This window comes from Flexivirga oryzae, assembly GCF_014190805.1.
GTDB classification, from domain to species: Bacteria; Actinomycetota; Actinomycetes; order Actinomycetales; family Dermatophilaceae; genus Flexivirga; species Flexivirga oryzae.
Map to the genome: position 1 here is coordinate 2,663,217 of NZ_JACHVQ010000001.1, position 23,823 is coordinate 2,687,039.

The window sequence follows — 23,823 nt, forward strand, 5'->3', positions numbered from 1 at the left end:
GGTGGGCGGCCGTGTCGCGCCGCCCACCCCGTCTGCCGTGTGCGCTTACTTCGGCTGGCTCGGCGAAGTGATCTTGATCTTGCCGGACACGATGTCCGCCTTGACCTGGGTGATCTCCTTCTTCAACGCCGCCGGGACCTTGGAGTCGAAGTCGTGGTACGGGGCGATCCCGACACCGTTGTTCTTCAGCGTGCCGACGTAGTTGCCGGTCGGGAAGGTGCCGCCGGCCGCCTTCTTCAGGTAGGCCTGCACACCACCGGACAGGTTCTTCGTGGCGCTGGAGATGAAGTACTTGCAGTAGTTGGCGGCGCTCTCGCAGCCGTCGGTGTCCACCCAGATCAGGTTGAGCTTGCCGCCGGAGGCAGCCGCAGCCGCGCCGGCGCCGAGACCGGAAGCACCCGCGACCGGGAACACGATGTCAGCCCCCTGGCTGACCATGGCCTGGGTGATCGACTTGCCCTTGTTCTGGTCGGTGAACGAACCGGAGAAGGTGCCGCCCTTCTGGTTCTTCTCGTTCCAGCCCAGGACCTTGACGTTCTTGCCCTTGGCCTTGTTGTAGTACTGGACGCCCTCCCAGTAGCCGTCCATGTAGATCGTCACCGGCGGGATGGCCAGGCCGCCCCAGGTGCCGACGGTGCCCGTCTTCGTCATACCGGCCGCGAGGTAGCCGGCGAGGAACGCGCCCTGGGCGGTGTTGAACTCGATGCCGTAGATGTTGGCGGCGTCCTGGTTGCCGTTGTCGATCTCGGCGAAGTGGGTCTTCGGGAACTGCTTGGCGACCTTCTTCAGCGCGTCGCCCATCAGACCGCCGACGGCGATGACGGTGTCACAGCCGCTCTGTGCGTACTTGGTGAGGTTGGGGGTGTAGTCGCTGCCCGAGTTGGACGGGACGTACTTGATCGAGATGTTCGAGTTCTCCTTGTTGGCGGCCTGCATGCCCGCCCAGGAGTTCTCGTTGAACGACTTGTCGTCGACGCCACCGGTGTCGAGCACCATGCAGGCGCTCAGTTTGTTGCCGGTCGCCGCCGCGGAGGTCCCGGCACCGGCCCCGGACCCCGTCCCATTACTGGCGGCGTTGCTCGCGGTGTTGTCATTGGCAGGCTTGCTGCCGCAGCCCGCGAGGGCCATCGCAGCGACGGCCGAAACGGCCGCAATCTTCATCACCGAACGCACGGTGTCTCCTTTTTGTTGTGCAACTTCACTGGAACTGAGTCGGATGGGACGGCTCCGCGGCTGCGGGGTGCTCATGGCATGGACGGATCAGGTGGCTGGCGCCACCCGGCTGTGGGGCAAGTCGGCAGCCTAGCGCCGAGATCCGATGTCCGCCCACCGTTCGAGACGATGGGACCGAAACGTTACCTGACGGTAAAGATCGGGGCGTCGGGTCACACGTCCTGCAGGGCCGTCAGCGCGAGCAGCCGGGCACCGATCCCGATGGCGGCCTCGTCGACCACGAGGTCACCCTGGTGCAGTTCGTAGGTCGCCCCGCCAGGGGTGCGGGTGCCGAGTCGGGCGAGCGCGCCCGGCGTCGACTGCAACATCCAGGAGAAGTCCTCCCCGCCGAGCGACTGGCGGGTGGGTACCACGGCGTCCGGGCCAACGGACGCGCGTGCCGCCGCCGCCAGCGCCGCGACGGCATCGGCGTCGTTGACCACCGGCGGAACACCACGGATGTGGTCGACCTTGGCAGCCACCTGGTATGGCGCCACGACGTCCCGCACGGCCTGTTCGACGAGTCCGTCGATCCGGTGCCACTCGTCGGCGTCCAGCATCCGCAGGGTGCCGACCGCGCGGCCGGTCGCCGGAATGACGTTCGCGGCGTTGCCGGCATCGACCTGGCCCCAGACCAGCGTCGCGCCGGCGCGGGGGTCGAGCCTGCGGCTCAGCACGGCCGGGACGTCGGTGAGGACCTTGCCGAGGGCGAAGGTCAGGTCGGCGCTCAGGTGCGGCCGGGACGTGTGCCCGCCGGGCCCGGTGAGCGTGACCTCGACCGCGTCGCAGGCCGCGGTGATCGGACCCACCGTGAGACCCACGGTGCCGACGTCGATGCTCGGGTCGCAGTGCAGGGCGTAGGCGCGGTCGACGCCGTCCAGGCCACCGGCGTCCAGCACGTCGTGCGCTCCCCCGGGCACGACCTCCTCGGCGGGCTGGAAGATGCAGCGGACGGCGAGTCCCCGCTCGACCAGCGTCGATTCGACGGATTTCAGGGCCAGTGCGGCGCCCAGCAGGACGGTCGTGTGCACGTCGTGACCGCAGGCATGGCACACACCCTCCACGGTCGAGCTGAACGGCAGGCCACTGCGCTCGGGCACCGGCAGCGCGTCGAGGTCGGCACGCAACGCGACCCGGCGGCGCGGCACGGTCGCTCCGAGCTCGGCGATGAGCCCGGTGACGGGCAGCGGGCGGACCGGGATGGCCGCCGCCGCGAGGGTGTCGGTGAGGAAGGCCGTGGTGCGCGTCTCCCGGTGGGCGGTCTCCGGATGTGCGTGCAGGTCGCGGCGCCAGGTGACCAGCTGGGGCAGGAGACGGTCGAGCTGTGCGACGGTGGCCGCGACGGGGTCCACCGTGGTGTCGGAAGAAGCTAGGTCACTCACAAGTCGTTCATGCTACGTCCGTCGTCCGAACCGGCTGCGACCAGCACCAGGAAAACGCCCAGTCCGCGGCTCGTCCGGTCCACCCGCTCAGCGAAGATCTCGGCCGCGGTCTCGCGCACGACCGCCTCCAGGGTGCCCGCCCCGGCCCAGATCACCAGGGTGCCGGGCGTGTCGTCGACATCGGTCAGGCTGTCGGCGAGCGCATCCCAGTTCCCCCCGAACCACTGGGGCAGGTCGAACGCCTGGCGGCATACCTGCAGGAAGTAGGTCTTGTCGGTGCCGTGCGAGGTGTCCAGCTCGACGATCCGCCAGCCGTTCGCCCGGGCCACGGCGCGGGCCGCGGCCGTGTCGTCGGTGGGGTGCAGCCCGGACACGCCCTGCTCGATGAGATCGACTGGGGTGGTCATGACTGCACGATCCTCTGGAAGCTCTCGTAGTGGTCCGAGGTGTAGTAGAGCGTGCCGTCACGGGCGGCGATGATCCGGCGCGCACCGCGGTCCGCGGAGCCCGGCGTCTCGACGGTGTACTCGTGGTAGTAGCCGGAGGATTCGTGGGGCAGCAGCCGCTCGCGGTTCTGGAAGACCACGCCGTCCTGGTGGTAGGGGAACGGCCCGCCGGCCTTGATCAGCGCCATCGTGGTGCGCGCCTGCGGCGGCAGGTCCGCGACCGCGACGGTCGCCATACCGTCGTCGGCAGGCCCTTGTGAGCCGGACGGGACGACGGTGATCTGCAGCGACTCCGTGGGCGTGGAGGCGCCCGCCGTGCCACCGGACCCAGCCGGTCCCCCCGAGCTGGTCGCGCACCCCGCCAGCAGACAGACCAGCGCGATGAGTACGAGCAGGCCGAACACGCACGGGATGAACAGGTCCCGAATCCGCCTGATCCGATGGAGCATCCCGCCAGGCTAGCCGTGCCCACCCGCATTCCCCGCCAACGACACCGACCACCGCTTCTGCACCGAGCGCCCCGCGCCCTCTGATTGACCGGCACACCCCTGCATCGAGCGGCATACCAATTTCGTCCAAATCCGTATGCCGCTCGTTCTGTCGGTATGCCGGTCAGTCAACGGCCTGTGGATAACCCAATCAAGGCGACCGGACTGGGGCAGGCTCCGGAGGATGTCAATCGCACACCTCACCACACGGGACCCCCTGGCGCGCTTCGTGATCGATGACCCGCCCGTCGTCAGCCCGGAAGCACTCGAGGCCGCCCGCCAGGAGCACCTGGAGGGCTGCGCGGACACCGTCCGCTCCCTGCGCGGGCAACTCGTATCAACCTCCGCTGGGCGGCTTCGACTGGTCGGCGCGACCCACGACACTCCATGGACAAGGCTGCGGCAAGGCACCTTCGCGGCGTGCGACATCGACGTGCTGAAGCTCGATGAGCGACTGATCCTGATGGCTCTCGCCACGCAGGCCGCGGCGACGACGCGGCGCATCTACGTGCACGGCACTGCAAGGGCGGCCTGGCAGCTGCCGGCAATCGGCCCGCAAACCGAGCTCGTCGAATTCGCGCGGCCACCCGACGCAACAGGGCGCTCGCCCCAGGCACGGCGCCGGCGCACGGCGATCGCACCCGACGCTGTGGATGTCGGCGGCCTGTGCGTCACAGGTCTTGAACGGACGATCGTCGATCGTGCGCGCTACGAGAGTTTGGAGTCTGCTGTTGCAATGTCTGATGAGGCGCTTCGCCGGGGGCTCATTCGGCAGGCGGACGTTCTCAGGCAGATCCAGGCCCTGCCGCAGCGATCACGCGGATGCCGGATGGCAGAGCTGGCTCTGCTACTCGCCGACGGCAGAGCCGAGTCACCCCTGGAGTCGTTGAGCCGGATGCGCATGTTCCAGCTTGGCCTCCCCAAACCGGAGCTGCAGGCCAAGTTCTACGACGCAGATGGGTTCATTGGTCGCGTCGACTTCTTCTGGAAGGAGCTCGGGATCATCGGAGAAGCCGACGGGAAGGCCAAGTACCAGGTCCCCGAAGGCGCCACCGCCGCGCAGGCGGCGGAGGGGCTGTGGAAGGAGAAGCGTCGGGAAGATCGGTTGCGGCGCCATCCCGACGTCCAGCACCTGGGTCGTTGGGGCTGGGATGACGCGATCAACACGTTCACGTTCTCATCCGTGATGACGAACCTCGGGGTCCGCACGATGCAAGATGGGCCCACGTGGCCGGTACCGGAGCGACCACTGCCGCGAAAATCAGGACACGTTTCTGTGATTGAGCGGCATACCGAGTGATTGACCGGCATACGGATCCGACCGAATTCGGTATGCCGCTCAATGCGGGGGTATGCCGGTCAATGAAAGGGGGCGCGGCGATAGAAGGGTTGACGGCGTGTGGCGGGCGGTCAGGCGGAGAGGGCGCGGTTGAGCTCGGCGACGAGGGCCGGGCCGCGGTAGATGAAGCCGCTGTAGACCTGCACCAGTGACGCGCCGGCGTCGATCAGCGCGCGACCGTCGTCGGCGGTCATCACTCCGCCGACGCCGATCACCGGTAGCGCGGACGTCGACGCGATCCGCTCGACGACATACCGGGCCCGGCGGGTCAGCGGCGCCCCGCTCAGCCCCCCGGCTTCGGCGGCCAGCGGCAGGTCGGCCTCCGCGAGCCCGTCCCGGGCGAGGGTGGTGTTGGTCGCGATGACCCCGCTGGCGTCGGCACGCTGTGCCACCTCCAGCACGTCGTCGATCGCCCCGTCGGTCAGGTCCGGCGCGATCTTGACGAAGATCGGCGTCCGCGAGCGGGCCGCGGTCGCGGTGACCAGCTCCGCGAGCAACTCGGCGAGGGGCTCCTTGTCCTGCAGGGAGCGGAGCCCCGGCGTGTTCGGGCTGGAGACGTTCACCGCGAAGTAGTCGGCGTACGCGTCGAGGGCGGCCAGACTGCTCAGGTAGTCCTGGATCGCGTCCTCGACCGGGGTCACCTTGGTCTTGCCGATGCTCACACCGACGGGTATGCCGATCGGCCCGGCGGCCGCGAGGCGGTCGGCCAGCGCCTGGGCGCCCTCGTTGTTGAAACCCATCCGATTGATGAGCGCGTCGCTGCTGCGCAACCGGAACAGCCGTGGCTGCGGGTTGCCCGGCTGTGCCTCGGCAGTGACCGTGCCCAGCTCGATGTGCCCGAATCCCAGGTGTTCCCAGACCTTCAGGCCGACACCGTCCTTGTCGACGCCTGCCGCCAGCCCGACCCGGCCGGGGAACCGGACGCCGGCGACCTCGACAGGAGCGGACGGCCTCGGCAGCATCGGGTCGATCGCTCGGAGGGCGCCGGGGTGGTCGCCGAGCCGGGCCATCCGGCGAAGGGTCTGGTGGTGAGCCGCCTCGGCATCGCCACCGCCGATACGGAAGAGCAGCGGTCGCAGGGCGTTCCGGTAACCGGTGTTGAGCGCCCAGGTCGGGAGTGCCATGTTCAGGTGAGCTCCGCCCGGCCACCGGCCTTGAGGCGTTCCACCACACTCTTGACGTCCTGGGCACGCTCGCGCTTGGTGACCAGCAGCGCGTCCGGCGTGTCGACCACGATGATGTCGCTCACGCCGAGCGTCACCACGACCCGGCCGGAGCGCGGTGCGATCACGCCGCTGGTGTCCTCGGCCACCACGTACGCGGCGTTCCCGAGCACCTTGACGCCGTCCTCGGTGTCGGCGAGCAGCGCGCCGAGGGAGTCGAAGTCACCGACGTCGTCCCAGTCGAACTCGCCGGGTATCACCGCGACCCGCCCATCCGCGGCGGCAGGCTCGGCGAGCGCGTTGTCGATCGAGATCTCGGTGAGTCGCGGCCACAACTCGGTGAGCCGCAGCGGGTTGTTCGCGATCGACCGCAGGTCGCTGGCCAGTCCGGGCTGGTACTGGTCCAGCATGTCGAGCAGGACGCTCGCCTGGAAGACGAACATGCCCGCGTTCCAGCGGTATCGGCCGCTGGCGAGGTAGGAGCGGGCGGTGTCCGCGTCGGGCTTCTCGACGAACGACTCGACACCGCGCGCGTGCGGGGCACCGTCGACGTCGAGTGGGTCGCCGAGTCTGATGTAGCCGAAACCCGTTGCCGGTCCTGTCGGTTCGATGCCGATCGTGACCAGCCGGCCGGTCCGGGCTACGGCAACGGCCTCTCGGACACTGCACCGGAAGGACTCGTCGTCGCGTATCACGTGGTCCGCGGCGAAGGAGCCGATCACGGCGTCGGGGTCGCGCTGCTCCAGGATCGCGGCCGCCAACCCGATGGCGGGCATGGACTCCCGCGGCGACGGCTCCACCAGCAGCGAGTCGATGCCGAGGTCGGGAAGCTGCTGCCGCACCTCGGGTGCGTGCCGCAGACCCGTGGCGATCAGCAGTCGGTCCTCGGACAGCGGCGCGAGCCGATCCACCGTGCCCTGCAGCAGCGACCACCCGGACCCGGTGAGGTCGTGCAGGAACTTCGGCGACCCCGACCGGGACAGGGGCCACAGCCGGGTCCCCGAGCCACCCGCGGGAATGACCGTCCAGAACCCCTCGATGGGGCCGCTCTCCTGCGTCGACATGGGCCTGAGGTTAATGCACGGCGCTCGGCGAACACCCACCACACCGGCAGAACCGATCGGGCGGACGGCATACCCGGAGCGGGCCGGCCAGGAGATCCCCCGGCCGGCCCGCTCGCTGTCGTATGACGAGACCTGCGATCAGCGCTTCGCCCGCAGGAAGTCGTGGTTGAGCTGGTTGATGACGTCCAGCGGGATCTCCTTGGGGCAGGCGGCGGAGCACTCACCGAGGTTCTGGCAGCCACCGAAGTCCTCGGCGTCGTGCTGGTTGAGCATCTTCACCACGCGCGAGTCCCGCTCGGCCTGTCCCTGCGGCAGCTCGCCGAGGTGGCTGATCTTGGCGCCGAGGAACAGCATGCCGGAGGCGTTCGGGCACGCGGCCACGCACGCACCGCAGCCGATACAGGTCGCCACGTCGAAGGCGCGGTCCGCCTTGTGCTTCTGCACCTGCAGGTTGTTCGCCTCCGGTGCGGCACCGGTGTTGACCGAGATGTAGCCACCGGCCTGGATGATCCGGTCGAACGCCGACCGGTCCACGATCAGGTCGCGCACCAGCGGGAACGCCTCGGCCCGCCACGGCTCGATGGTGATCGTGTCGCCGTCGGAGAAGGAGCGCATGTGCAGCTGGCAGGTCGTGGTGACCTCCGGGCCGTGCGCCTGACCGTTGATCATCAGCGAACACATGCCGCAGATGCCCTCGCGACAGTCGGAGTCGAACGCCACGGGCTCCTCGCCCTTGCCGATCAGCTCCTCGTTGAGCACGTCGAGCATCTCCAGGAACGACATGTCCTCGGTGATGTCCGTGACCGGATAGGTAGCCAGCTCGCCCTGAGCGTCGGGCCCGGCCTGGCGCCAGATTTTCAGTGTGAGATTCATTTACTTGTAGCTCCGTTGCTTGAGCTGGATGAAGTTGAAGATGAGGTCCTCCTTGTGCAGGACGGGCGGCTCGTAGCTGCCCTCACTGCCGCCGGCGAACTCCCAGGCCGCGACATACGCGAACTTCTCGTCGTCGCGCAGCGCCTCGCCGTCCTCGGTCTGCGACTCGGAGCGGAAGTGGCAGCCGCAGGATTCGGAGCGGTGCAGCGCGTCGATGAACATCAGCTCGGCAAGCTCGAAGAAGTCGGCCACCCGGCCGGCCTTCTCCAGCGACTGGTTGAGCGTGTCGGCCGAGCCAGGCACCTTGACGTTGCGCCAGAACTCCTGGCGCAACGACCGCACGAGGTCGATGCCCTTGCGCAGGCCGGCGTCGTTGCGCTCCATGCCGCAGTACTCCCAGACGATGTGCCCGAGCTCCTTGTGGAAGGAGTCGACGGTGCGGTCGCCGTTGATCGACAGCAGCTTGTCGATGCGGTCCTCGACGGACTTGCGGGCCTCCAACACCTCCGGGGCGTCCTCGGCGACGGGCTCGAACGGGCCCTGCGCCAGGTAGTCGCGGATGGTGTTGGGCAGCACGAAGTAGCCGTCCGACAGGCACTGCATCAGTGACGACGCGCCGAGCCGGTTGGCACCGTGGTCGGAGAAGTTGGCCTCACCGGCCGCGAACAGGCCGGGGATGGTGGTCTCCAGGCCGTAGTCGACCCACAGGCCGCCCATCGTGTAGTGCACCGCGGGGTAGATGCGCATCGGCACCTCGTACGGGTTCTCCCCCGTGATCCGCTGGTACATGTCGAACAGGTTGCCGTACTTGGTCTTGACCGCGTCCCGGCCCATGCGCTTGATCGCGTCGGCGAAGTCGAGGTAGACGCCGCGCCGGAAGTCGCCGACGAGCGGGCCGACGCCGCGGCCCTCGTCGCAGACGACCTTGGCCTGCCGGCTACCGATGTCACGCGGCACCAGGTTGCCGAACGAGGGGTACTTGCGCTCCAGGTAGTAGTCGCGGTCCTCTTCGGGGATGTTGCGCGGGTCCTTCTCGCAGTCCTCCCTGCGCTTGGGCACCCAGATGCGCCCGTCGTTGCGGAGCGACTCGCTCATCAGGGTCAGCTTGGACTGGTAGTCGCCGGCGACCGGGATGCAGGTCGGGTGGATCTGCGTGTAGCACGGGTTGGCGAAGTAGGCGCCCTTGCGGTGCGCGCGCCAGGTCGCGGTGACGTTGCAGCCCATCGCGTTGGTCGACAGGAAGAACACGTTGCCGTAGCCACCGCTGGCCAGGACCACCACGTCGGCCAGGTGCGTCTCGATCTCGCCGGTGACCATGTCACGCGCGATGATCCCGCGGGCCTTGCCGTCGACGATGATCACTTCGAGCATCTCGTGGCGGGTGAACTGCTCGACCGTGCCGGCAGCGACCTGGCGCTCCATCGCCTGGTAGGCGCCGATCAACAGTTGCTGGCCGGTCTGGCCGCGTGCGTAGAAGGTGCGGGCCACCTGCACACCGCCGAACGAGCGGTTGTCGAGGAGGCCGCCGTAGTCGCGGGCGAAGGGCACGCCCTGCGCCACGCACTGGTCGATGATGTTGGCGCTGACCTCGGCCAGTCGGTAGGAGTTGGACTCCCGGGAGCGGTAGTCGCCGCCCTTGACCGTGTCGTAGAAGAGCCGGTAGATCGAGTCGCCGTCGTCGTTGTAGTTCTTGGCGGCGTTGATACCGCCCTGGGCGGCCACCGAGTGGGCACGCCGTGGCGAGTCCTGGTAGCAGAAGGACTTCACGTGGTAGCCGGCCTCGCCGAGCGTGGCGGCGGCCGCACCACCGGCCAGGCCGGTGCCGACTATGATGATGGAGAGCTTGCGGCGGTTGGTCGGGTTGACCAGCTTGTTCTCGAACTTCGCCTTGGTCCACATCTCCGCGACGGGGACCTTGGGGGCCTTGGTGTCCTCGATCTGGTCGCCGAGCGCGTAGAGGTTGTCGATGAGTTCAGGCATCTGGCAGTCCTTACTTGATTCCGCCGAAGGCGATGGCGAGCGGTGGTATGACGAAACCGACCGCGACGATCAGGGCGACGACGATGGCGACACCGTTGGCGATGACCCGGGCGCGCGGTGTCGGCGTGAAGCCGAGCGTCTGGGACGCGCTCCAGATGCCGTGCCGCAGGTGCATCCCGAGGGCGATCATCGCCAGCACGTAGATGAGCGTCACCCACCAGACGTTGAAGCTGTGCACGACCAGCTCGTAGGGGTCGTGCGTGATCGCCGCGGTGTTGCCGCCGCTGCCGACGTTGAACTTGACGATGGTGAACTGCAGCAGGTGCCAGATCACGAAGAGCAGGAGGAACAGGCCACCCCAGCGCATCCACCTGCTCGAGATGGACTGCGCGATGGACTTCCTCATCACATAGCGCTGCGGCCGGGCCGCCTTGGCGCGCTTCCACAGCGCGGCCGCGCTGTAGGCGTGGAGCACGACGCTGACGCCGAGGATGATTTCCATGATGGTGAGGAACCCGTGCCTCGGGAGCATCGGCTCGCCGATGGTCCGCAGGTGCTCCGAGTACTCATTGAAGGCCAGGTGCCCGGCGAACAGCTTGTAGAGATTGCCGTACATGTGCGCAATCACGAAAAGCACGAAGATGAAGCCGGTCACAGCCATCAGGACCTTGAGGAAGACCGTGCTTCCTGCTTTGCCGGTGCGGGTGCGAGGCGGCTTGGAGACGGTTGAGGTAGCCACGGCGCTCAGCGTACGCCGCAAAGTACCTTGATATCGAGATAAGGTTTACCTAAGAACCGGCGAGTCGCCATGCGAGGACCGAGCGCCATACCTGATCGTCGCCGTGCTCGTAGAGGTCGAAGCCCGCCACCTGGAAGCTGCGTTCGTATGACGCGAGCCCGTCGAACGCGTGATCCAGCGACTCCTCGGACACGCCGTGGGCGATGGTCACGTGCGGGTGGTAGGGGAACTCGAGCGTGCGCGCAACCGGCCCGGAGCGGACGGCGCGCTCCAGCTGCTCGCAGTTAGCGATGCCCTGAGCGACGGCGACGAAGACCACCGGGGAGATCGGCCGGAAGGTGCCGGTGCCACGCAGCGTCATCCGGAACGGCGCCGTCCGGGCCGCAACGTCGGCCAGGTGGCCCCGCAGCGCCGTCTCGGCACCCTCGTCCACCGGGGTCGGCGGCATCAGGGTCACGTGCGGCGGGACGGCGTTCGCCAGCGGGTCGCCGGCCTGTTGCCGCGCGCACTGCAACTCGGCCGCGTAGGGCGGCGGGATCGGGATGGAGACGCCGATCGTCTTCATGACCGGGGTGCCGCCGCGGGGATGAATCCGACTGCGTTGTATGCCTTCTCGAGCACGACGGCGGCGACGGAGCGCGCGCGTTCAGCGCCGCGGGCGAGGATGCGATCCAGCTCGGCGGGGTCGGCGAGCAGTTCTTCTACGCGTGCCTTGAACGGTGCCTGTACGTCGGCGACGAGTGCCGCCACGTCGGTCTTCAGCGCGCCGTACTTGTTCTCCCCCGCGTAGCGTTCGACGAGCGCGTCGATCGAGTCGCCGGACAGCGCGGAGTGGATGCGCAGCAGGTTGGCGATGCCGGGTTTGGCCTCGACGTCGTAGCGGACCGCGTTGTCGGTGTCGGTCACGGCGGACTTGATCTTCTTGGTGTTGACCTTGGTCTCGTCCAGCATCATCAGGTTGCCGTTCTGGTTGGCCGCCGACTTGCTCATCTTGGCGGTCGGCTCCTGCAACGACATGACCTTCGCGGTGCCCTCGGGGATGTGTGCGTCCGGCACGACGAACGTCTCGCCGTAACGGGCGTTGAAGCGCTGAGCCAGGTCGCGGGTGAGCTCCAGGTGCTGACGCTGGTCCTCGCCGACGGGGACGGCTGTGGCGTCATACAGCAGGATGTCGGCGGCCATCAGCATCGGGTAGGTGAACAGCCCGACATTGGTGCCCTCGGTGCCCCGCTTGGACGACTTGTCCTTGAACTGCGTCATCCGGGCGGCCTCGCCGTACCCGGTGATGCAGTTGAGCACCCAGGCGAGCTGCGAGTGCTCGGGGACGTGCGACTGCACGAAAACCGTTGAGACGTCGGGGTCGATACCGCCGGCGAGGTACTGCGCCGCGGTGATCCGGGTGCGGTTGCGCAGGTCCTCCGGCTCGGGGTTGACCGTCAGGGCGTGCTGGTCGACGACGCAGAAGAACGCGTCGAAGTCGCGCTGCATCCGCACCCAGTTGACCTGCGCACCCAGGTAGTTGCCCAGGTGGAGGGAGTCGTGCGTGGGCTGCATGCCGGACAGGATCCGCGGGGTGCGCGTGCCGGGCGAGGTGTCGCTCATGGAAGGAAGGTGTTGCCTTTCGTTGCACAAGGGGCCGTATGGCGTGCTCGGCGGCCAGTCTCTCACCACCGGGCGCGGCGACGTTCGCTCGCCCGGCGCCGTCCGCTGCGCCGCGGGTGTTTGAACATGTTTAGATATGAGGAAACGCCGCGCCCGAAAGGAGATCCGCCGTGCTGGCTCGTCAACGGCAGGAACTGATCGCGCGCGCCGTGGAGGAGCAGGGTGGCATCCGCGTGTCGGAGCTGGTCGCGGAACTGCATGTCAGCGACATGACGATCCGCCGCGACATCGAAACACTGGCACGCAAGGGCATCGTCCGCAAGGTGCACGGTGGCGCCACCCGCGCCGACCGCAGCGCCGACGAGCCGACCTTCACCGTCAAGTCGGAGATGCACCCGGTCCAGAAGACGGAGATCGCGCGCACCGCCGCGGCGCTGATCTCCCCGGGGTCGTCGGTGGCGGTGTCCGCCGGCACCACCGCCTACGCGGTCGCGCAGGAGCTGCGTGCCGTCCCGCGGCTGACGATCGTGACCAATTCGCCGCGGGTCGCCGAGTTGCTCTTCGACCCCGAGGACAAGGACGCCGTGATCGTGCTGACCGGCGGGGTCCGCACCCCGTCGGACGCCCTCGTCGGCCCGGTCGCCAACGAGATGCTGAGCACCGTGCACGTCGACACGCTGATCCTCGGGGTCCACGGCATCGACGTCGGCGCAGGCCTGACAACCCCCAATCTGCAAGAGGCACAGACCAATCGGGCGCTGATCCGCGCCGCGAAGCGCGTCGTGGTGGTGGCCGACCACAGCAAGTGGGGCGTGGTCGGTCTCTCGACGATCGCGACACTCGACAAGGTGGACACCCTGGTGACGGACGCCGAACTCGACGAGGAGGCGCGGCACGAGATCGGCAGGCAGGGCGTCGACCTGATCGTCGCGTCCCGGGGCGACTCGGCCCCGATGCCCGGCTGACCCGCGCGTGCGCGGCGTCAGCGGTGGGATGTGGCCGTCGGGGTCCGCACCCGCCAGATCTCGAAGATGTGCCGGGTCTGCCGCGCGCCGGCATACGTCGTGTAACTGACGTTCAGGCGCGGGTTCTGGGCGGCCACCGCCCGTTGGGCCTGCGGGTCGGTGACCAGCATGACGTAGCCGACCTTGTCCGGCCCGAGGTAGCTGTCCTCGAAGATCAGGTCGCCGGGCCGTTCGTCGCCGGGCTCGATCCGGGTGCCGTGCCCGGACGCCAGCCAATCTCGTTGTTGCGCAGCGGTTCTCGGTAGTTGTATGCCGGACTTCGCATAGGCTGCTTGGACGAACGCCGAGCTGTCCCAGGCGTCCGGGCCCTCCGCGCCGAACCGGTAGGGGTGCCCGACCTGACCCTTGCCCCAGGCCACCGCGGTCGCGGCCTGCCGTGAGCCCGCCGGCACCGAGGAGCTGTCGCTGCAGGCGAAGCCACCGGACCCTTCGGCGTACTCCGCCGCGTAGTGCAGCACGTCGTTGACGTACCAGTCGGCGTGGTTGTAGCTGAACAGCGCTCGGCGGACCCCCGATGCGCCCTGCGTCACGCCCCAGGCACGCAGCGCATTGGCCGCGGAGTAGACGCTGTCGGCGTCATTGAGTATGTCGGCGCGGCCGTCGCCGTCGCCGTCGACGCCGTAGCGTGCGAAGGTGCCCGGCATGAACTGCATGAGGCCCTTCGCGCCGGCGGAGGAGGTGTGGTTGTTGCGCCCCTGGGCGGTCTCCTCCATGCCGACGCCGGCGAGCAGCGGCCAGGGCACGCCATACTTCTGGCTCGCGCCGAGGTAGAGGCTCATCAGCGCGGCGGGCACCGGCAGCGCGTTCTGATGGAGGCTGGCCCTGCGCGGCTCACCCGCCGCAGGCAGGTCGAAGGCGGTCGGAGCCGCGGTGCTCTTGACGGTGCCGTCGAGCGGGACTCCGTGGGCGGCCATGAACGGGATCGGGTCGACCGGCTTGCCGTTGACGTGCACCTCGAAGTGCAGGTGCGGACCGGTGCTCGCGCCGGTCGATCCTTCCTGCCCGAGCACTCGTCCGGCCGCGACGTGCATTCCCGGCTTGAGGCCGGCGGCCGTGTAGGCCATGTGACCATAGAGCGTCTGTACCCCGTCGGCGTGCTGGATGGTGACCTCGTTGCCGAGGCCGCCGTAGGGCCCGACCCGGACCACGGTGCCGGCGTCGGCTGCCACCACCGGACCTGGGCCGGGCAGCATCGCGAGGTCGACTCCCGCGTGCAGCTGATAGACGTGCGAGATCGGGTCGGTGCGGTAGCCGAAGCGCGAGGTGATGACGTACCGCTGCTGGAGAGGACTGCGCCAGCCGGTGGTGGTCGAGGCGGCGCAGGAACCGCCCGCACTGCCGCCCGTCGCGGACGCCGGAGCCACCGGCAGCACGGCGATCAGCGCAGCCGCGGGCAGCGCCGCCACGAGCCGCACCCAGTGCGACCTGGACACCACCCCAGCGCGCATAACCTGTCCCCTTGCTCTCCCGAGTCATCGTAAGAGCGGGTGGGGCACCCGACGAGGTTTGTTGCAGAAATTCGCCGCCGCGGACTTAACCACCCTGGCTAGCATCGGAGCAGTGAGCACCGAGCCGAACACGCAGCCGGCCGCCGAGCCGACCACCGAGCCACCCACCGACGTGCTGAGCCGTCGGTCGCACACGCTGAACACCGCTTCCGGGCCGATCAGCTACACCAGCGAATCGGGCACCGTGGTGCTCCGCACCGACGAGCTGAAGGACGGCGTGTGGCACGGCCGGAAGGCCGTCGCCGAGATCGCCGTCACGGCATACACCATGGACGACGCCGACGTGCGCGAGCGGCCGGTGACGTTCGCATTCAACGGTGGGCCGGGCAGTTCCAGCCTGTGGCTGCACATGGGTCTGCTCGGGCCCCGGCGGGTCGACATGGGCGACGCGGGCGACCTGGTGCCGCCACCGTATGACGTGATCGACAACCCGGAAACGCTGCTCTCCGTGAGCGACCTGGTGTTCATCGACCCGGTGTCGACCGGGTTGTCACGGGTCGTCTCCGGCGGCAAACCGAAGGACTTCCACGGCTTCACCGCCGACATCGAGTCCGTCGGTGAGGTGATCAGGTCCTGGGTTACGCGTGAAAACCGTTGGCTGTCACCGAAGTTCGTTGCCGGAGAGTCCTACGGCACCACGCGCGCGGCTGCCCTCGCACAGTACCTGCAGGAGAGGTCGGGGCTGTATCTGAACGGGCTCATGCTGATCAGCAGTGTGCTCGACTTCGGCACGGCGAATTTCGAGAACGGCAACGACCGGGCGCACGCGCTCTACCTGCCGTTCTACGCGGCGACCGCACACTTCCACGGCAAACACGGCGACCGGCCGCTGCGGGACGTGCTCGACGAGGCAGAGGCCTACGCCGCACGGGACTACCCGTGGGTGCTGTCACGAGGCAACCGCCTCACCGAAACCGAACGCTCAGAGGCGGTTTCACGAGTCGCAGCGCTCACGGGGCTGTCCGAGGACTATGTCGACCGCGCGGACCTGCGCATCGAGCACTGGCGCTTCTTCGGGGAGCTGCTGCGCGATCAGGGCCGGACGGTCGGCCGGCTCGACTCGCGATTCACCGGGCTCGCGCGCAGCCGGATCGCCGAGGAGATGGATGCCGACCCGTCGATGGACGCCATCACCGGGCCCTACTCGGCGGCCTTCCAGCACTACCTCGGCACCGAGCTCGGTGTCACCAGCGAGCAGGTCTTCCGCACGATCAGCGAGGACGTCGGGCGCGAGTGGAGTTTCAAGGAGTTCGAGAACTCCCCGGTCTACGTCATCGACCGCCTGGCCCGCGCGATGCGTCAGAACTCCCATCTGGCAGTGCAGTTCGCCTACGGCTACTACGACGGAGCCACGCCGTACTTCTGCGCGATGGACGACGTGGCCAGGCTCGCCCCGCAGCTGCTCCCCCGCCTCGAACACCACTTCTACGAGTCCGGGCACATGACCTACGTGCACCAGCCCACGCGTCTGCAACAGAGCGCCGACCTGGCCGACTTCGTCCGACGGCACAGCGGTCGCGGTGGTGGAGACGCTCGCCAGCATTGAGCTGGACTGCAGGACGGCTACTCGTTCAGCGCCTCGAGCGGGCCCATGGTTCGATGGGGCCGCTGCGGATAGCGCAATTGCCACACTCTGTGAAGGGGGATGCACCGTGACCGATCGACGGGTGCTGGTCACCGGCGGCGCGGGGTTCATCGGGTCGCACCTGGTGGAGCGCCTGCTCGACCGGGGCGACGAGGTGCTGGTCGCCGACAACTTCTACTCCGGGATGCGCTCCAACGTGCACCATCTGATGGGCAATCCGGCGTTCGAGCTGATCCGGCACGATGTGACGTTTCCCCTCTACGTGGAGGTCGACGAGATCTTCCACCTCGCCTGCCCGGCGAGCCCGGTCTACTACCAGCGGGATCCGGTCCAGACCACCAAGACGAGCGTGCACGGCTCGATCAACATGCTCGGCCTCGCCAAGCGCACCGGCGCGAAGATCCTGCTCGCGTCCACCTCGGAGGTGTATGGCGACCCGGAGGTCCACCCGCAGCGCGAGGACTATTGGGGGCACGTCAACCCGACCGGCATCCGCTCCTGCTACGACGAGGGGAAACGCTGCGCCGAGACCCTCTTCTTCGACTACCGCCGCCAGCACGACCTGCCGATCAAGGTCGCGCGGATCTTCAACACGTACGGTCCCCGGATGCGGCCCGACGACGGCCGCGTCGTGTCCAACTTCATCGTGCTGGCGCTGCGTGGCGAGCCGATCACGATCTACGGCGACGGCCTGCAGACACGGTCGTTCTGCTACGTCGACGACCTGGTCGGCGGCCTCCTGACGCTGATGGACTCGGATCCGTCGTTCACCGGGCCGGTGAACCTCGGCAACACCGGGGAGTTCACCATGCTCGAGCTCGCGGAGAAGATCGTGCAACTCACCGGCAGCAACTCACCGATCGTGCACAAGCCGCTCCCGGAGGACGACCCGACCAGGCGCCGCCCGGACATCTCGTTGGCCAGGTCCGAGCTCGGCTGGGAACCGAAGACAGCGCTCGAGGAGGGCCTCGGCCGAACTATCGAACATTTCCGGGCCTCCGAGGACAGGAAGCGCTGAGCCGCCCCCGTCAGTCGCTCGGCGCGAACTCGTCGACCAGCGGCACGACATCGGCGATCGAGTCGACGACGCGGGTGGGGACGAACGGGTGCCGGGCGACCTGATCGCCCGCCGTGGAGCCGGTGAGCACCAGGATCGTGCGCAGCCCGGCCTCCAGGCCGCTGACCACGTCTGTGTCCATCCGGTCGCCGATCATCACGGTCGTCTCCGAGTGGGCCTCGATCCGGTTGAGCGCGCTGCGCATCATCAGCGGGTTCGGCTTGCCGACGTAGTAGGGCTCCACCCCGGTCGCCCGTGTGATGAGCGCGGCGATGGCTCCGGTGGCCGGCATCAGGCCGTCCGGCGACGGGCCGCTCGGGTCCGGGTTGGTCGCGATGAAGCGTGCGCCGCCCGCGACCAATCGGATGGCGCGGGTGATCGCCTCGAACGAGTAGGTGCGGGTCTCCCCGAGCACGACGTAGTCGGGTTCGCGCGAGGTCATGATGTAGCCGATGTCGTGCAGCGCCGTGGTGAGACCGGCCTCCCCCACGACATACGCCGAACCGTTCGGTCGCTGGTCGTCGAGGAATTGCGCGGTCGCGAGCGCGGAGGTCCAGATCGCGTCCTCGGGTATGTCGATACCGCTCGCGGACAGCCGCGCCCGCAGGTCACGCGGCGTGTAGATCGAGTTGTTGGTGAGCACCAGGAAACGCAGGCCGAGCTCCTGCAACCGGCCGAGGAACTCGGCCGCACCCGGTATGGCGTGCTCCTCGCGCACGAGGACGCCGTCCATGTCGGTCAGCCAGGTCCGGACCTCACGCTTCTCGGTCATGGCCCAAGTATTGCGGGTCCGGTGCGTGGGACCGCAGCGACGCCGCGCCGGTCAGGGCGTACCTCGGTCCGTCAACAGCCCGAATCCAGCCGATCGCATGCCCGGTCGACGGCCGCGCAGGCGACGACCGACACCGAGCAGCGGCTCCAACGAACTTGTTCGTGGAGCCGCTGCTCTGTGTCGCGAGGAGCCGGAGCAGTCCTACACAGCCATCGCCTTCTGGAGGTTCTCGTCCAGCGCGGCCAGGAACTCCTCGGTGGTGAGGAACGGCTGGTCCTTGCCGATCAGCAACGCCAGGTCCTTGGTCATCTGACCGCCCTCGACGGTCTCGATGCAGACCCGCTCCAGCGTCTCGGCGAACTGGGTGACCTCGGGGGTCTCGTCCAGCTTGCCGCGGTGTGCGATGCCACGCGTCCAGGCGAAGATGGACGCGATCGGGTTGGTCGAGGTCGCCTTGCCCTGCTGGTGCTGGCGGTAGTGGCGGGTCACCGTGCCGTGCGCGGCCTCGGCCTCGACGGTCTTGCCGTCCGGGGTCATCAGCACCGAGGTCATCAGACCGAGCGAGCCGAAACCCTGTGCGACCGTGTCGGACTGCACGTCGCCGTCATAGTTCTTGCACGCCCAGAGGTAGCCGCCCTCCCACTTCAGCGACGCGGCGACCATGTCGTCGATCAGGCGGTGCTCGTAGGTGATGCCGGCGGCGTCGAACTCCTCCTTGAACTCCTCCTCGAAGATCCTGGCGAAGATGTCCTTGAACTGCCCGTCATACGCCTTGAGGATGGTGTTCTTGGTCGACAGGTAGCACGGCACGCGACGCTGCAACGCGTAGTTGAGCGATGCGCGGGCGAAGTCCTCGATCGACCTGTTGAAGTTGTACATGCCCATGGCGACGCCACCGTCGTCGCCATACTCCGCGACCTCGAGCTCGATGCCCTCGCTGCCGTCGGCCGGCTCGTAGCTGATCTTCACCTTGCCGGCGCCGGGCACCTTGAAGTTCTGCGCCTTGTACTGGTCGGCGTGCGCGTGACGGCCGATGATGATCGGCTTGGTCCAGCCCGGCACCAGGCGCGGCACGTTGGAGATGATGATCGGCTCGCGGAAGATGACGCCACCGAGGATGTTGCGGATCGTGCCGTTGGGGCTCCGCCACATCTCCTTCAGCCCGAACTCCTCCACGCGCGCCTCGTCCGGCGTGATGGTCGCGCACTTGACGCCCACACCGAACTCCTTGATGGCGTTGGCCGCGTCGACGGTGACCTGGTCGTCGGTCACGTCGCGGTTCTCGATGCCGAGGTCGAAGTACTTCAGGTCGATGTCGAGGTAGGGGTGGATCAGCCGGTCCTTGATGAACTGCCAGATGATGCGTGTCATCTCGTCGCCGTCGAGTTCGACGATCGGGTTCTTGACCTTGATCTTCTCCATGACCTGCTTCAGGCTCCTTTGCCGGTGGTGCGGGATCCAGCCGCTGGAGCTGGAAGTCTATGCAGGGCCCGGGCACATGGACCGGCCCCGACCCCCGGGTGAGCAGAGGGGCTTCCGGTATGGCGATGCGGGGTCGCGGGTGCGCTGAGCGCCATACCAGGCTAGTCGGGGCGCGACAAGACCTCTGTGCCAGGCCGTGCCGTCGCGCTGCTAGCGTCATACGCGAAAGACCACCATCTCGCCCAACTGGGAGTTCTCGTGAGCGCAACGCCCGTCAAGGTCGCCGTCACCGGCGCCGCCGGCAACATCGGTTACAGCCTGCTTTTCCGGATCGCCGCAGGCGACCTCTTCGGCCCGGACACCCCGGTCGAGCTTCGGCTGCTGGAGATCACTCCCGCGCTGAAGGCACTCGAAGGTGTCGTCATGGAGCTCGACGACAGCGCCTTCCCGCTGCTCGCCGGTGTGCAGATCGGCGATGACGCCACCAAGGTCTTCGACGGCGTCAACCACGCCCTGCTCGTCGGCGCGAAGCCGCGCGGTCCGGGCATGGAGCGCGGCGATCTGCTGAAGGACAACGGCGGCATCTTCGCCCCGCAGGGCAAGGCGCTCAACGAGGTCGCGGCCGACGACATCAAGGTCACCGTCACCGGCAACCCGGCCAACACCAACGCGCTGATCGCGATGAGCAACGCGCCCGACATCCCGAACGAGCGCTTCACCGCCCTCACCCGCCTGGACCACAACCGCGCACTCGCGCAGCTGGCCGCGAAGCTGGGTGTGAAGACCACCGACATCACCCAGATGTCGATCTGGGGCAACCACTCCGCGACGCAGTACCCCGACCTGTTCCACGCCCAGGTCGGCGGCAGGTCCGCGGCCGAGGCCGTCGGCGACCAGGACTGGATCGCGAACACCTACATCCCGACCGTCGCCAAGCGCGGCGCGGCGATCATCGAGGCCCGTGGCGCCTCGTCGGCCGCGTCGGCCGCGTCGGCGACCATCGACCACGCCCGCGACTGGGAGCACGGCACCGACGGCGCCTGGGTCTCGATGTCGGTCCCGTCCGACGGCTCCTACGGCGTCCCGGAGGGCATCATCAGCTCCTTCCCGGTGACCGTCGCCGACGGCAAATGGAGCATCGTGCAGGGCCTGGAGATCGACGACTTCTCCCGCGGCAAGATCGACGCCTCGGTGCAGGAGCTGCAGTCCGAGCGGGACACCGTCAAGGAGCTCGGCCTCATCTGAGGTTCGTCACTCGTCGCGACAGCGGGCGCCGGTCACTCCGTGGCCGGCGCCCGCTTCTGCTTCCCGGAGTGCCCAACCACCGACCGTCGGTACTTCGGGACAGCAGTGGGGCACAAACCTGTCCCCACCCACCGACCGTCGGTACTTCGGGACAGCAGTGGGGCACGACCCCGTCCCCACCCACCGACCGTCGGTACTTCGGGACACGGATCGGTGGTAAACCCGTCCCGGGGGACCGACCGTCGGCACTTCGGGACACCCGTGGGGCACAACCCCGTCCCGGAGGACCGACCGTCGGCACTTCGGGACGCCCTGAGGCCCGCCCCCGACCCTGTGGATAAGTTCCGCGGGACATCCGCCCAACCTGCGACGGTATGCCGATGACCTCCCCAGCACCGCTCCGACACCCTGCCGACGAGTTGCCGGACATATTCACCACAGCAGAGGCGTATGCCGCCGGCCTCACCAAACGCGACCTTTCCCGCGACGGCTACCGCAGACTCTTTCGAGGGGTGTACGTCAACATCGGCGCGGACCCGACATACGCAGAGCAACTCGCCTTCGCCTTGCGAACCGTGCCAAGCGCGACATTCGTGGCCGAGCACAGTGCTGCCCGACAGCTCGGTGGAGTGACCCCACCCGCCTCCGACCTGCACCTGGGCACACGCGTCCGGACCAAGTCGCAACACGACGGCATTTCGCTCCGCTTCTACACGAACCCACCGGACCTCGTCGTGCTCAACGGAATTCGGACGACGTCGGCAGGTCAGACCTATCTGGACATGGCGCGATCGCTCGAGTTCATGGACCTGCTCGTACTCGGCGATTCACTGGTACGTCGGTCTGGCTGCAGCCCGACATACCTCAAGAATTTCGTTGCCGACTCTTCTGCACATGGAGCGCAGCGTGCGCGGGAGGTCGCCCAGCTCGTGCGCACAGATGTCGAATCCCCCAACGAGAGCCGACTCCGGCTGCTCATCGTCAGCGGCGGACTGGCCGAACCCAAGGTCAACGAGGTGGTCCGCGACCCAAAGAGCAGACGGAAGCGCAAGCTCGACCTTTGCTACCCCGACTTGAAGGTCGCGATCGAATTCGACGGACGCCACCACGTCGAGCGGTCCGAGCAGTGGAACAACGACATCCTCCGGCGCGAGGTCTTGGAGGAAATGGGATGGCGTTTCGTCATCGTCACCTCGTCCGCGATGTATGCAGATCCGCGCCGTGTCCTGCAGCGCATCACCGACAAAGTCGTTGTGGCAGGCGGGCCGAGAATGCCGATTTCCGACGGTTGGAAACGTCATTTCGGCTGACTGACGGGCCAACCGTCGGCACTTCGGGACATGCTCAGGCGGGCAGCGGCGTCAGCTTCACGACGGTGAAGATCAACGCGAGCGCGCAGGCGAGGGTCAGGAACACCGCCCCGTCCAGGACACGCGATCGTATGACGAGCGCCCCTGCGACCTTCTCGGACAACACCAGCCGTCCGAGCCCGGCGAGGCCCAGCGCGGCCGCGAGGACGTAGCCGCCGCCGCGCACCGCGCCGGTCGCGATGACACCCAGGCCGAGCAGGCTGCCGACGATGACGAACCACCACAGCGGTCCGAGACCGAATCGCGTCACGCGGCGCCCACCAGCGCTGCCTGCCGTTCCGCGGCCGCGACGACGTTGGTGAGCAGCATGGCGCGGGTCATCGGGCCGACCCCGCCGGGGTTGGGGGTGAGGTGACCGGCGACCTGCGCGACGTCGGCCGCGACGTCGCCGGCGATCCGGCCGTCCACCCGAGAGACCCCGACGTCCAGCACCGCAGCTCCCGGCTTGACCATGTCGGCGGTGATCAGCCCGGGCACGCCGGCGGCGGCCACGATCACGTCGGCGGCGCGGGTGTGCGCGGCCAGGTCACGGGTGCCGGTGTGGCACAGCGTCACGGTGGAGTTCTCGCTGCGCCGGGTCAGCAGCAGCCCCAGTGGCCGACCCACCGTGAGGCCGCGGCCCACCACCACGACCTCGGCGCCGTTCAGCGGCACGTCATACCGACGGAGCAACTCGATCACGCCGATGGGCGTGCACGGCAACGGGCCCTCCTCCCCCAGGACCAGCTTGCCGAGGTTGACCGGATGGAGCCCGTCGACGTCCTTGTCCGGGGAAACCTTTGACAGCAGGGCGAATTCGTCCAGACCGGTCGGTTGCTGGACAAGGAATCCGGTGCATGCCGGGTCGTCGTTCAGTTCGTCGATGACGGCTTCCACCTCGGCCTGGGTCGCCGTCCCCGGCAGGTCGCGCCGGATCGAGTTGATGCCGATGCTGGCGCAGTCCTTGTGTTTGGCCCCGACATACCAGGTCGACGCCGGGTCGTCCCCGACCAGGACGGTGCCGAGACCGGGCACGATCCCCCGCTCGGCGAGCGCGGCGACACGCGCCCGCAGCTCGTCCTTGATCGCCGAAAGGGTGGCCTTGCCGTCCAGGAGAGTCGCTGTCACGGCGCTCATCTTTTCATGTCGGTGTGAGCGCCGGTCGGTCACGCCGGAATGGTCGAGAAACGCACCGTGCGGACCGCGTTGTCCACGTTGAGATCCACCAGGCAGATGCTCTGCCAGGTGCCGAGCGCCAAGCGCCCGCCGACCACCGGGACCGTTGTGTATGGCGGCACGAGCGCGGGCATCACATGTGACCGGCCATGACCCCGGCTGCCGTGGGCGTGCTGCCACCGGTCGTCCGCTGGCAGCAGCTCCGCCAGCGCCGCCAGCAGGTCGCCGTCGCTGCCCGCACCGGTCTCGATGATCGCAATGCCGGCGGTGGCGTGCGGGACGAAGAGATGCAGTAGTCCGTCCTCTCCCGCGGCGGCGAACTCGGCGCACTCGCGGGTGATGTCGAGGACGACTTCCCTGTCGCCGGTGCGGAACTCGCGTGTCTCGGTGCGCATG

At 68.1% G+C, this 23,823-nt stretch carries 23 protein-coding genes; 6 read left to right on the forward strand and 17 right to left on the reverse strand.

Annotated features, from left to right (window positions below; all coding sequences use genetic code 11):
* Positions 1-45: 45 nt before the first annotated feature.
* From FHU39_RS12570 to FHU39_RS12585, 4 genes are all read right to left on the reverse strand, one after another.
* A complete protein-coding gene (locus FHU39_RS12570; protein WP_343065852.1) occupies positions 46-1,173 on the reverse strand; it encodes a BMP family lipoprotein in 1,128 nt (375 codons plus the stop codon).
* 212 nt (positions 1,174-1,385) lie between these two features.
* A complete protein-coding gene (locus FHU39_RS12575) occupies positions 1,386-2,594 on the reverse strand; it encodes an amidohydrolase (RefSeq protein ID WP_343065853.1) in 1,209 nt (402 codons plus the stop codon).
* Entirely contained in the window at positions 2,591-3,001 is a 411-nt protein-coding gene (locus tag FHU39_RS12580; protein ID WP_183320697.1) for a barstar family protein, read from the reverse strand. Before FHU39_RS12580 ends, FHU39_RS12575 begins: the two co-directional genes overlap by 4 nt.
* Positions 2,998-3,489: a guanyl-specific ribonuclease gene (locus FHU39_RS12585; RefSeq protein WP_183320699.1), complete on the reverse strand. Its 492-nt coding sequence runs from the start codon at positions 3,487-3,489 to the stop codon at positions 2,998-3,000. Before FHU39_RS12585 ends, FHU39_RS12580 begins: the two co-directional genes overlap by 4 nt.
* 223 nt (positions 3,490-3,712) lie before the next feature.
* On the opposite strand from FHU39_RS12585, the gene FHU39_RS12590 reads away from it, so the two are divergent.
* Complete coding sequence (locus FHU39_RS12590) at positions 3,713-4,828, forward strand: hypothetical protein (RefSeq protein WP_183320700.1); 1,116 nt, start codon at positions 3,713-3,715, stop codon at positions 4,826-4,828.
* Between the two features lie 110 nt (positions 4,829-4,938).
* Here the strand turns inward: FHU39_RS12590 and FHU39_RS12595 are convergent, their stop codons facing one another.
* The 7 genes from FHU39_RS12595 to trpS all read right to left on the reverse strand — a co-directional run bounded on the left by FHU39_RS12595 (position 4,939) and on the right by trpS (position 12,288).
* Positions 4,939-5,991 carry a quinone-dependent dihydroorotate dehydrogenase gene (locus FHU39_RS12595; RefSeq protein WP_183320702.1) on the reverse strand — a complete coding sequence of 351 codons (1,053 nt, stop codon included), beginning with the start codon at positions 5,989-5,991 and terminating at the stop codon, positions 4,939-4,941.
* A 2-nt stretch (positions 5,992-5,993) separates the two neighbouring features.
* Positions 5,994-7,094 carry a mannose-1-phosphate guanylyltransferase gene (locus tag FHU39_RS12600; protein WP_183320704.1) on the reverse strand — a complete coding sequence of 367 codons (1,101 nt, stop codon included), beginning with the start codon at positions 7,092-7,094 and terminating at the stop codon, positions 5,994-5,996.
* Positions 7,095-7,232: 138 nt separating this feature from the next.
* Positions 7,233-7,967, reverse strand: coding sequence for a succinate dehydrogenase/fumarate reductase iron-sulfur subunit (locus tag FHU39_RS12605; protein ID WP_183320705.1), 735 nt, complete (start codon positions 7,965-7,967; stop codon positions 7,233-7,235).
* Positions 7,968-9,947, reverse strand: coding sequence for a fumarate reductase/succinate dehydrogenase flavoprotein subunit (locus FHU39_RS12610; protein WP_183320707.1), 1,980 nt, complete (start codon positions 9,945-9,947; stop codon positions 7,968-7,970). It lies immediately after the preceding gene.
* A gap of 10 nt (positions 9,948-9,957) precedes the next feature.
* Complete coding sequence (locus tag FHU39_RS12615) at positions 9,958-10,686, reverse strand: succinate dehydrogenase/fumarate reductase transmembrane subunit (protein WP_183320708.1); 729 nt, start codon at positions 10,684-10,686, stop codon at positions 9,958-9,960.
* Positions 10,687-10,735: 49 nt separating this feature from the next.
* Positions 10,736-11,251 (reverse strand): 2'-5' RNA ligase family protein, encoded by a 516-nt coding sequence (locus FHU39_RS12620; protein WP_183320709.1) that lies wholly within the window; start codon positions 11,249-11,251, stop codon positions 10,736-10,738.
* Positions 11,248-12,288: a tryptophan--tRNA ligase gene (gene trpS / locus FHU39_RS12625; RefSeq protein WP_183320710.1), complete on the reverse strand. Its 1,041-nt coding sequence runs from the start codon at positions 12,286-12,288 to the stop codon at positions 11,248-11,250. Before trpS ends, FHU39_RS12620 begins: the two co-directional genes overlap by 4 nt.
* A 170-nt stretch (positions 12,289-12,458) precedes the next feature.
* Between trpS and FHU39_RS12630 the strand changes: the two genes are divergently transcribed.
* Positions 12,459-13,253, forward strand: coding sequence for a DeoR family transcriptional regulator (locus FHU39_RS12630; RefSeq protein ID WP_183320711.1), 795 nt, complete (start codon positions 12,459-12,461; stop codon positions 13,251-13,253).
* A gap of 17 nt (positions 13,254-13,270) precedes the next feature.
* On the opposite strand, the gene FHU39_RS12635 is transcribed toward FHU39_RS12630, so the two are convergent.
* Entirely contained in the window at positions 13,271-14,761 is a 1,491-nt protein-coding gene (locus tag FHU39_RS12635) for a peptidoglycan DD-metalloendopeptidase family protein (RefSeq protein ID WP_246336218.1), read from the reverse strand.
* Between the two features lie 112 nt (positions 14,762-14,873).
* On the opposite strand from FHU39_RS12635, the gene FHU39_RS12640 reads away from it, so the two are divergent.
* Positions 14,874-16,367, forward strand: a complete 1,494-nt coding sequence (locus FHU39_RS12640) for a S10 family peptidase (protein WP_343065855.1) — start codon at positions 14,874-14,876, stop codon at positions 16,365-16,367.
* Between the two features lie 106 nt (positions 16,368-16,473).
* Positions 16,474-17,424 carry a GDP-mannose 4,6-dehydratase gene (locus tag FHU39_RS12645; protein WP_183320713.1) on the forward strand — a complete coding sequence of 317 codons (951 nt, stop codon included), beginning with the start codon at positions 16,474-16,476 and terminating at the stop codon, positions 17,422-17,424.
* 10 nt (positions 17,425-17,434) lie between these two features.
* Here the strand turns inward: FHU39_RS12645 and FHU39_RS12650 are convergent, their stop codons facing one another.
* Both FHU39_RS12650 and FHU39_RS12655 read right to left on the reverse strand, forming a co-directional pair.
* Entirely contained in the window at positions 17,435-18,235 is an 801-nt protein-coding gene (locus FHU39_RS12650; protein ID WP_183320714.1) for an HAD-IIA family hydrolase, read from the reverse strand.
* Between the two features lie 201 nt (positions 18,236-18,436).
* On the reverse strand, positions 18,437-19,657 hold the full coding sequence (locus tag FHU39_RS12655) for an NADP-dependent isocitrate dehydrogenase (RefSeq protein ID WP_183320715.1): 1,221 nt from the start codon (positions 19,655-19,657) through the stop codon (positions 18,437-18,439).
* A 258-nt stretch (positions 19,658-19,915) separates the two neighbouring features.
* Here FHU39_RS12655 and FHU39_RS12660 point away from each other — a divergent pair, with 258 nt between their 5' ends.
* Together FHU39_RS12660 and FHU39_RS12665 are read left to right on the forward strand one after the other, a co-directional pair.
* Positions 19,916-20,902 (forward strand): malate dehydrogenase, encoded by a 987-nt coding sequence (locus tag FHU39_RS12660; protein ID WP_183320716.1) that lies wholly within the window; start codon positions 19,916-19,918, stop codon positions 20,900-20,902.
* Between the two features lie 380 nt (positions 20,903-21,282).
* Entirely contained in the window at positions 21,283-22,212 is a 930-nt protein-coding gene (locus FHU39_RS12665; protein WP_183320717.1) for an endonuclease domain-containing protein, read from the forward strand.
* Positions 22,213-22,246: 34 nt separating this feature from the next.
* On the opposite strand, the gene FHU39_RS12670 is transcribed toward FHU39_RS12665, so the two are convergent.
* Genes FHU39_RS12670 through FHU39_RS12680 form a run of 3 tightly spaced genes read right to left on the reverse strand, consistent with a single transcriptional unit; the run spans position 22,247 to position 23,822 of the window.
* Entirely contained in the window at positions 22,247-22,522 is a 276-nt protein-coding gene (locus FHU39_RS12670) for a DUF3017 domain-containing protein (RefSeq protein WP_183320718.1), read from the reverse strand.
* Positions 22,519-23,379, reverse strand: coding sequence for a bifunctional methylenetetrahydrofolate dehydrogenase/methenyltetrahydrofolate cyclohydrolase (locus tag FHU39_RS12675; protein ID WP_183320719.1), 861 nt, complete (start codon positions 23,377-23,379; stop codon positions 22,519-22,521). Before FHU39_RS12675 ends, FHU39_RS12670 begins: the two co-directional genes overlap by 4 nt.
* Positions 23,380-23,417: 38 nt before the next feature.
* A complete protein-coding gene (locus FHU39_RS12680; protein ID WP_183320720.1) occupies positions 23,418-23,822 on the reverse strand; it encodes a secondary thiamine-phosphate synthase enzyme YjbQ in 405 nt (134 codons plus the stop codon).
* Position 23,823: the final 1 nt, after the last annotated feature.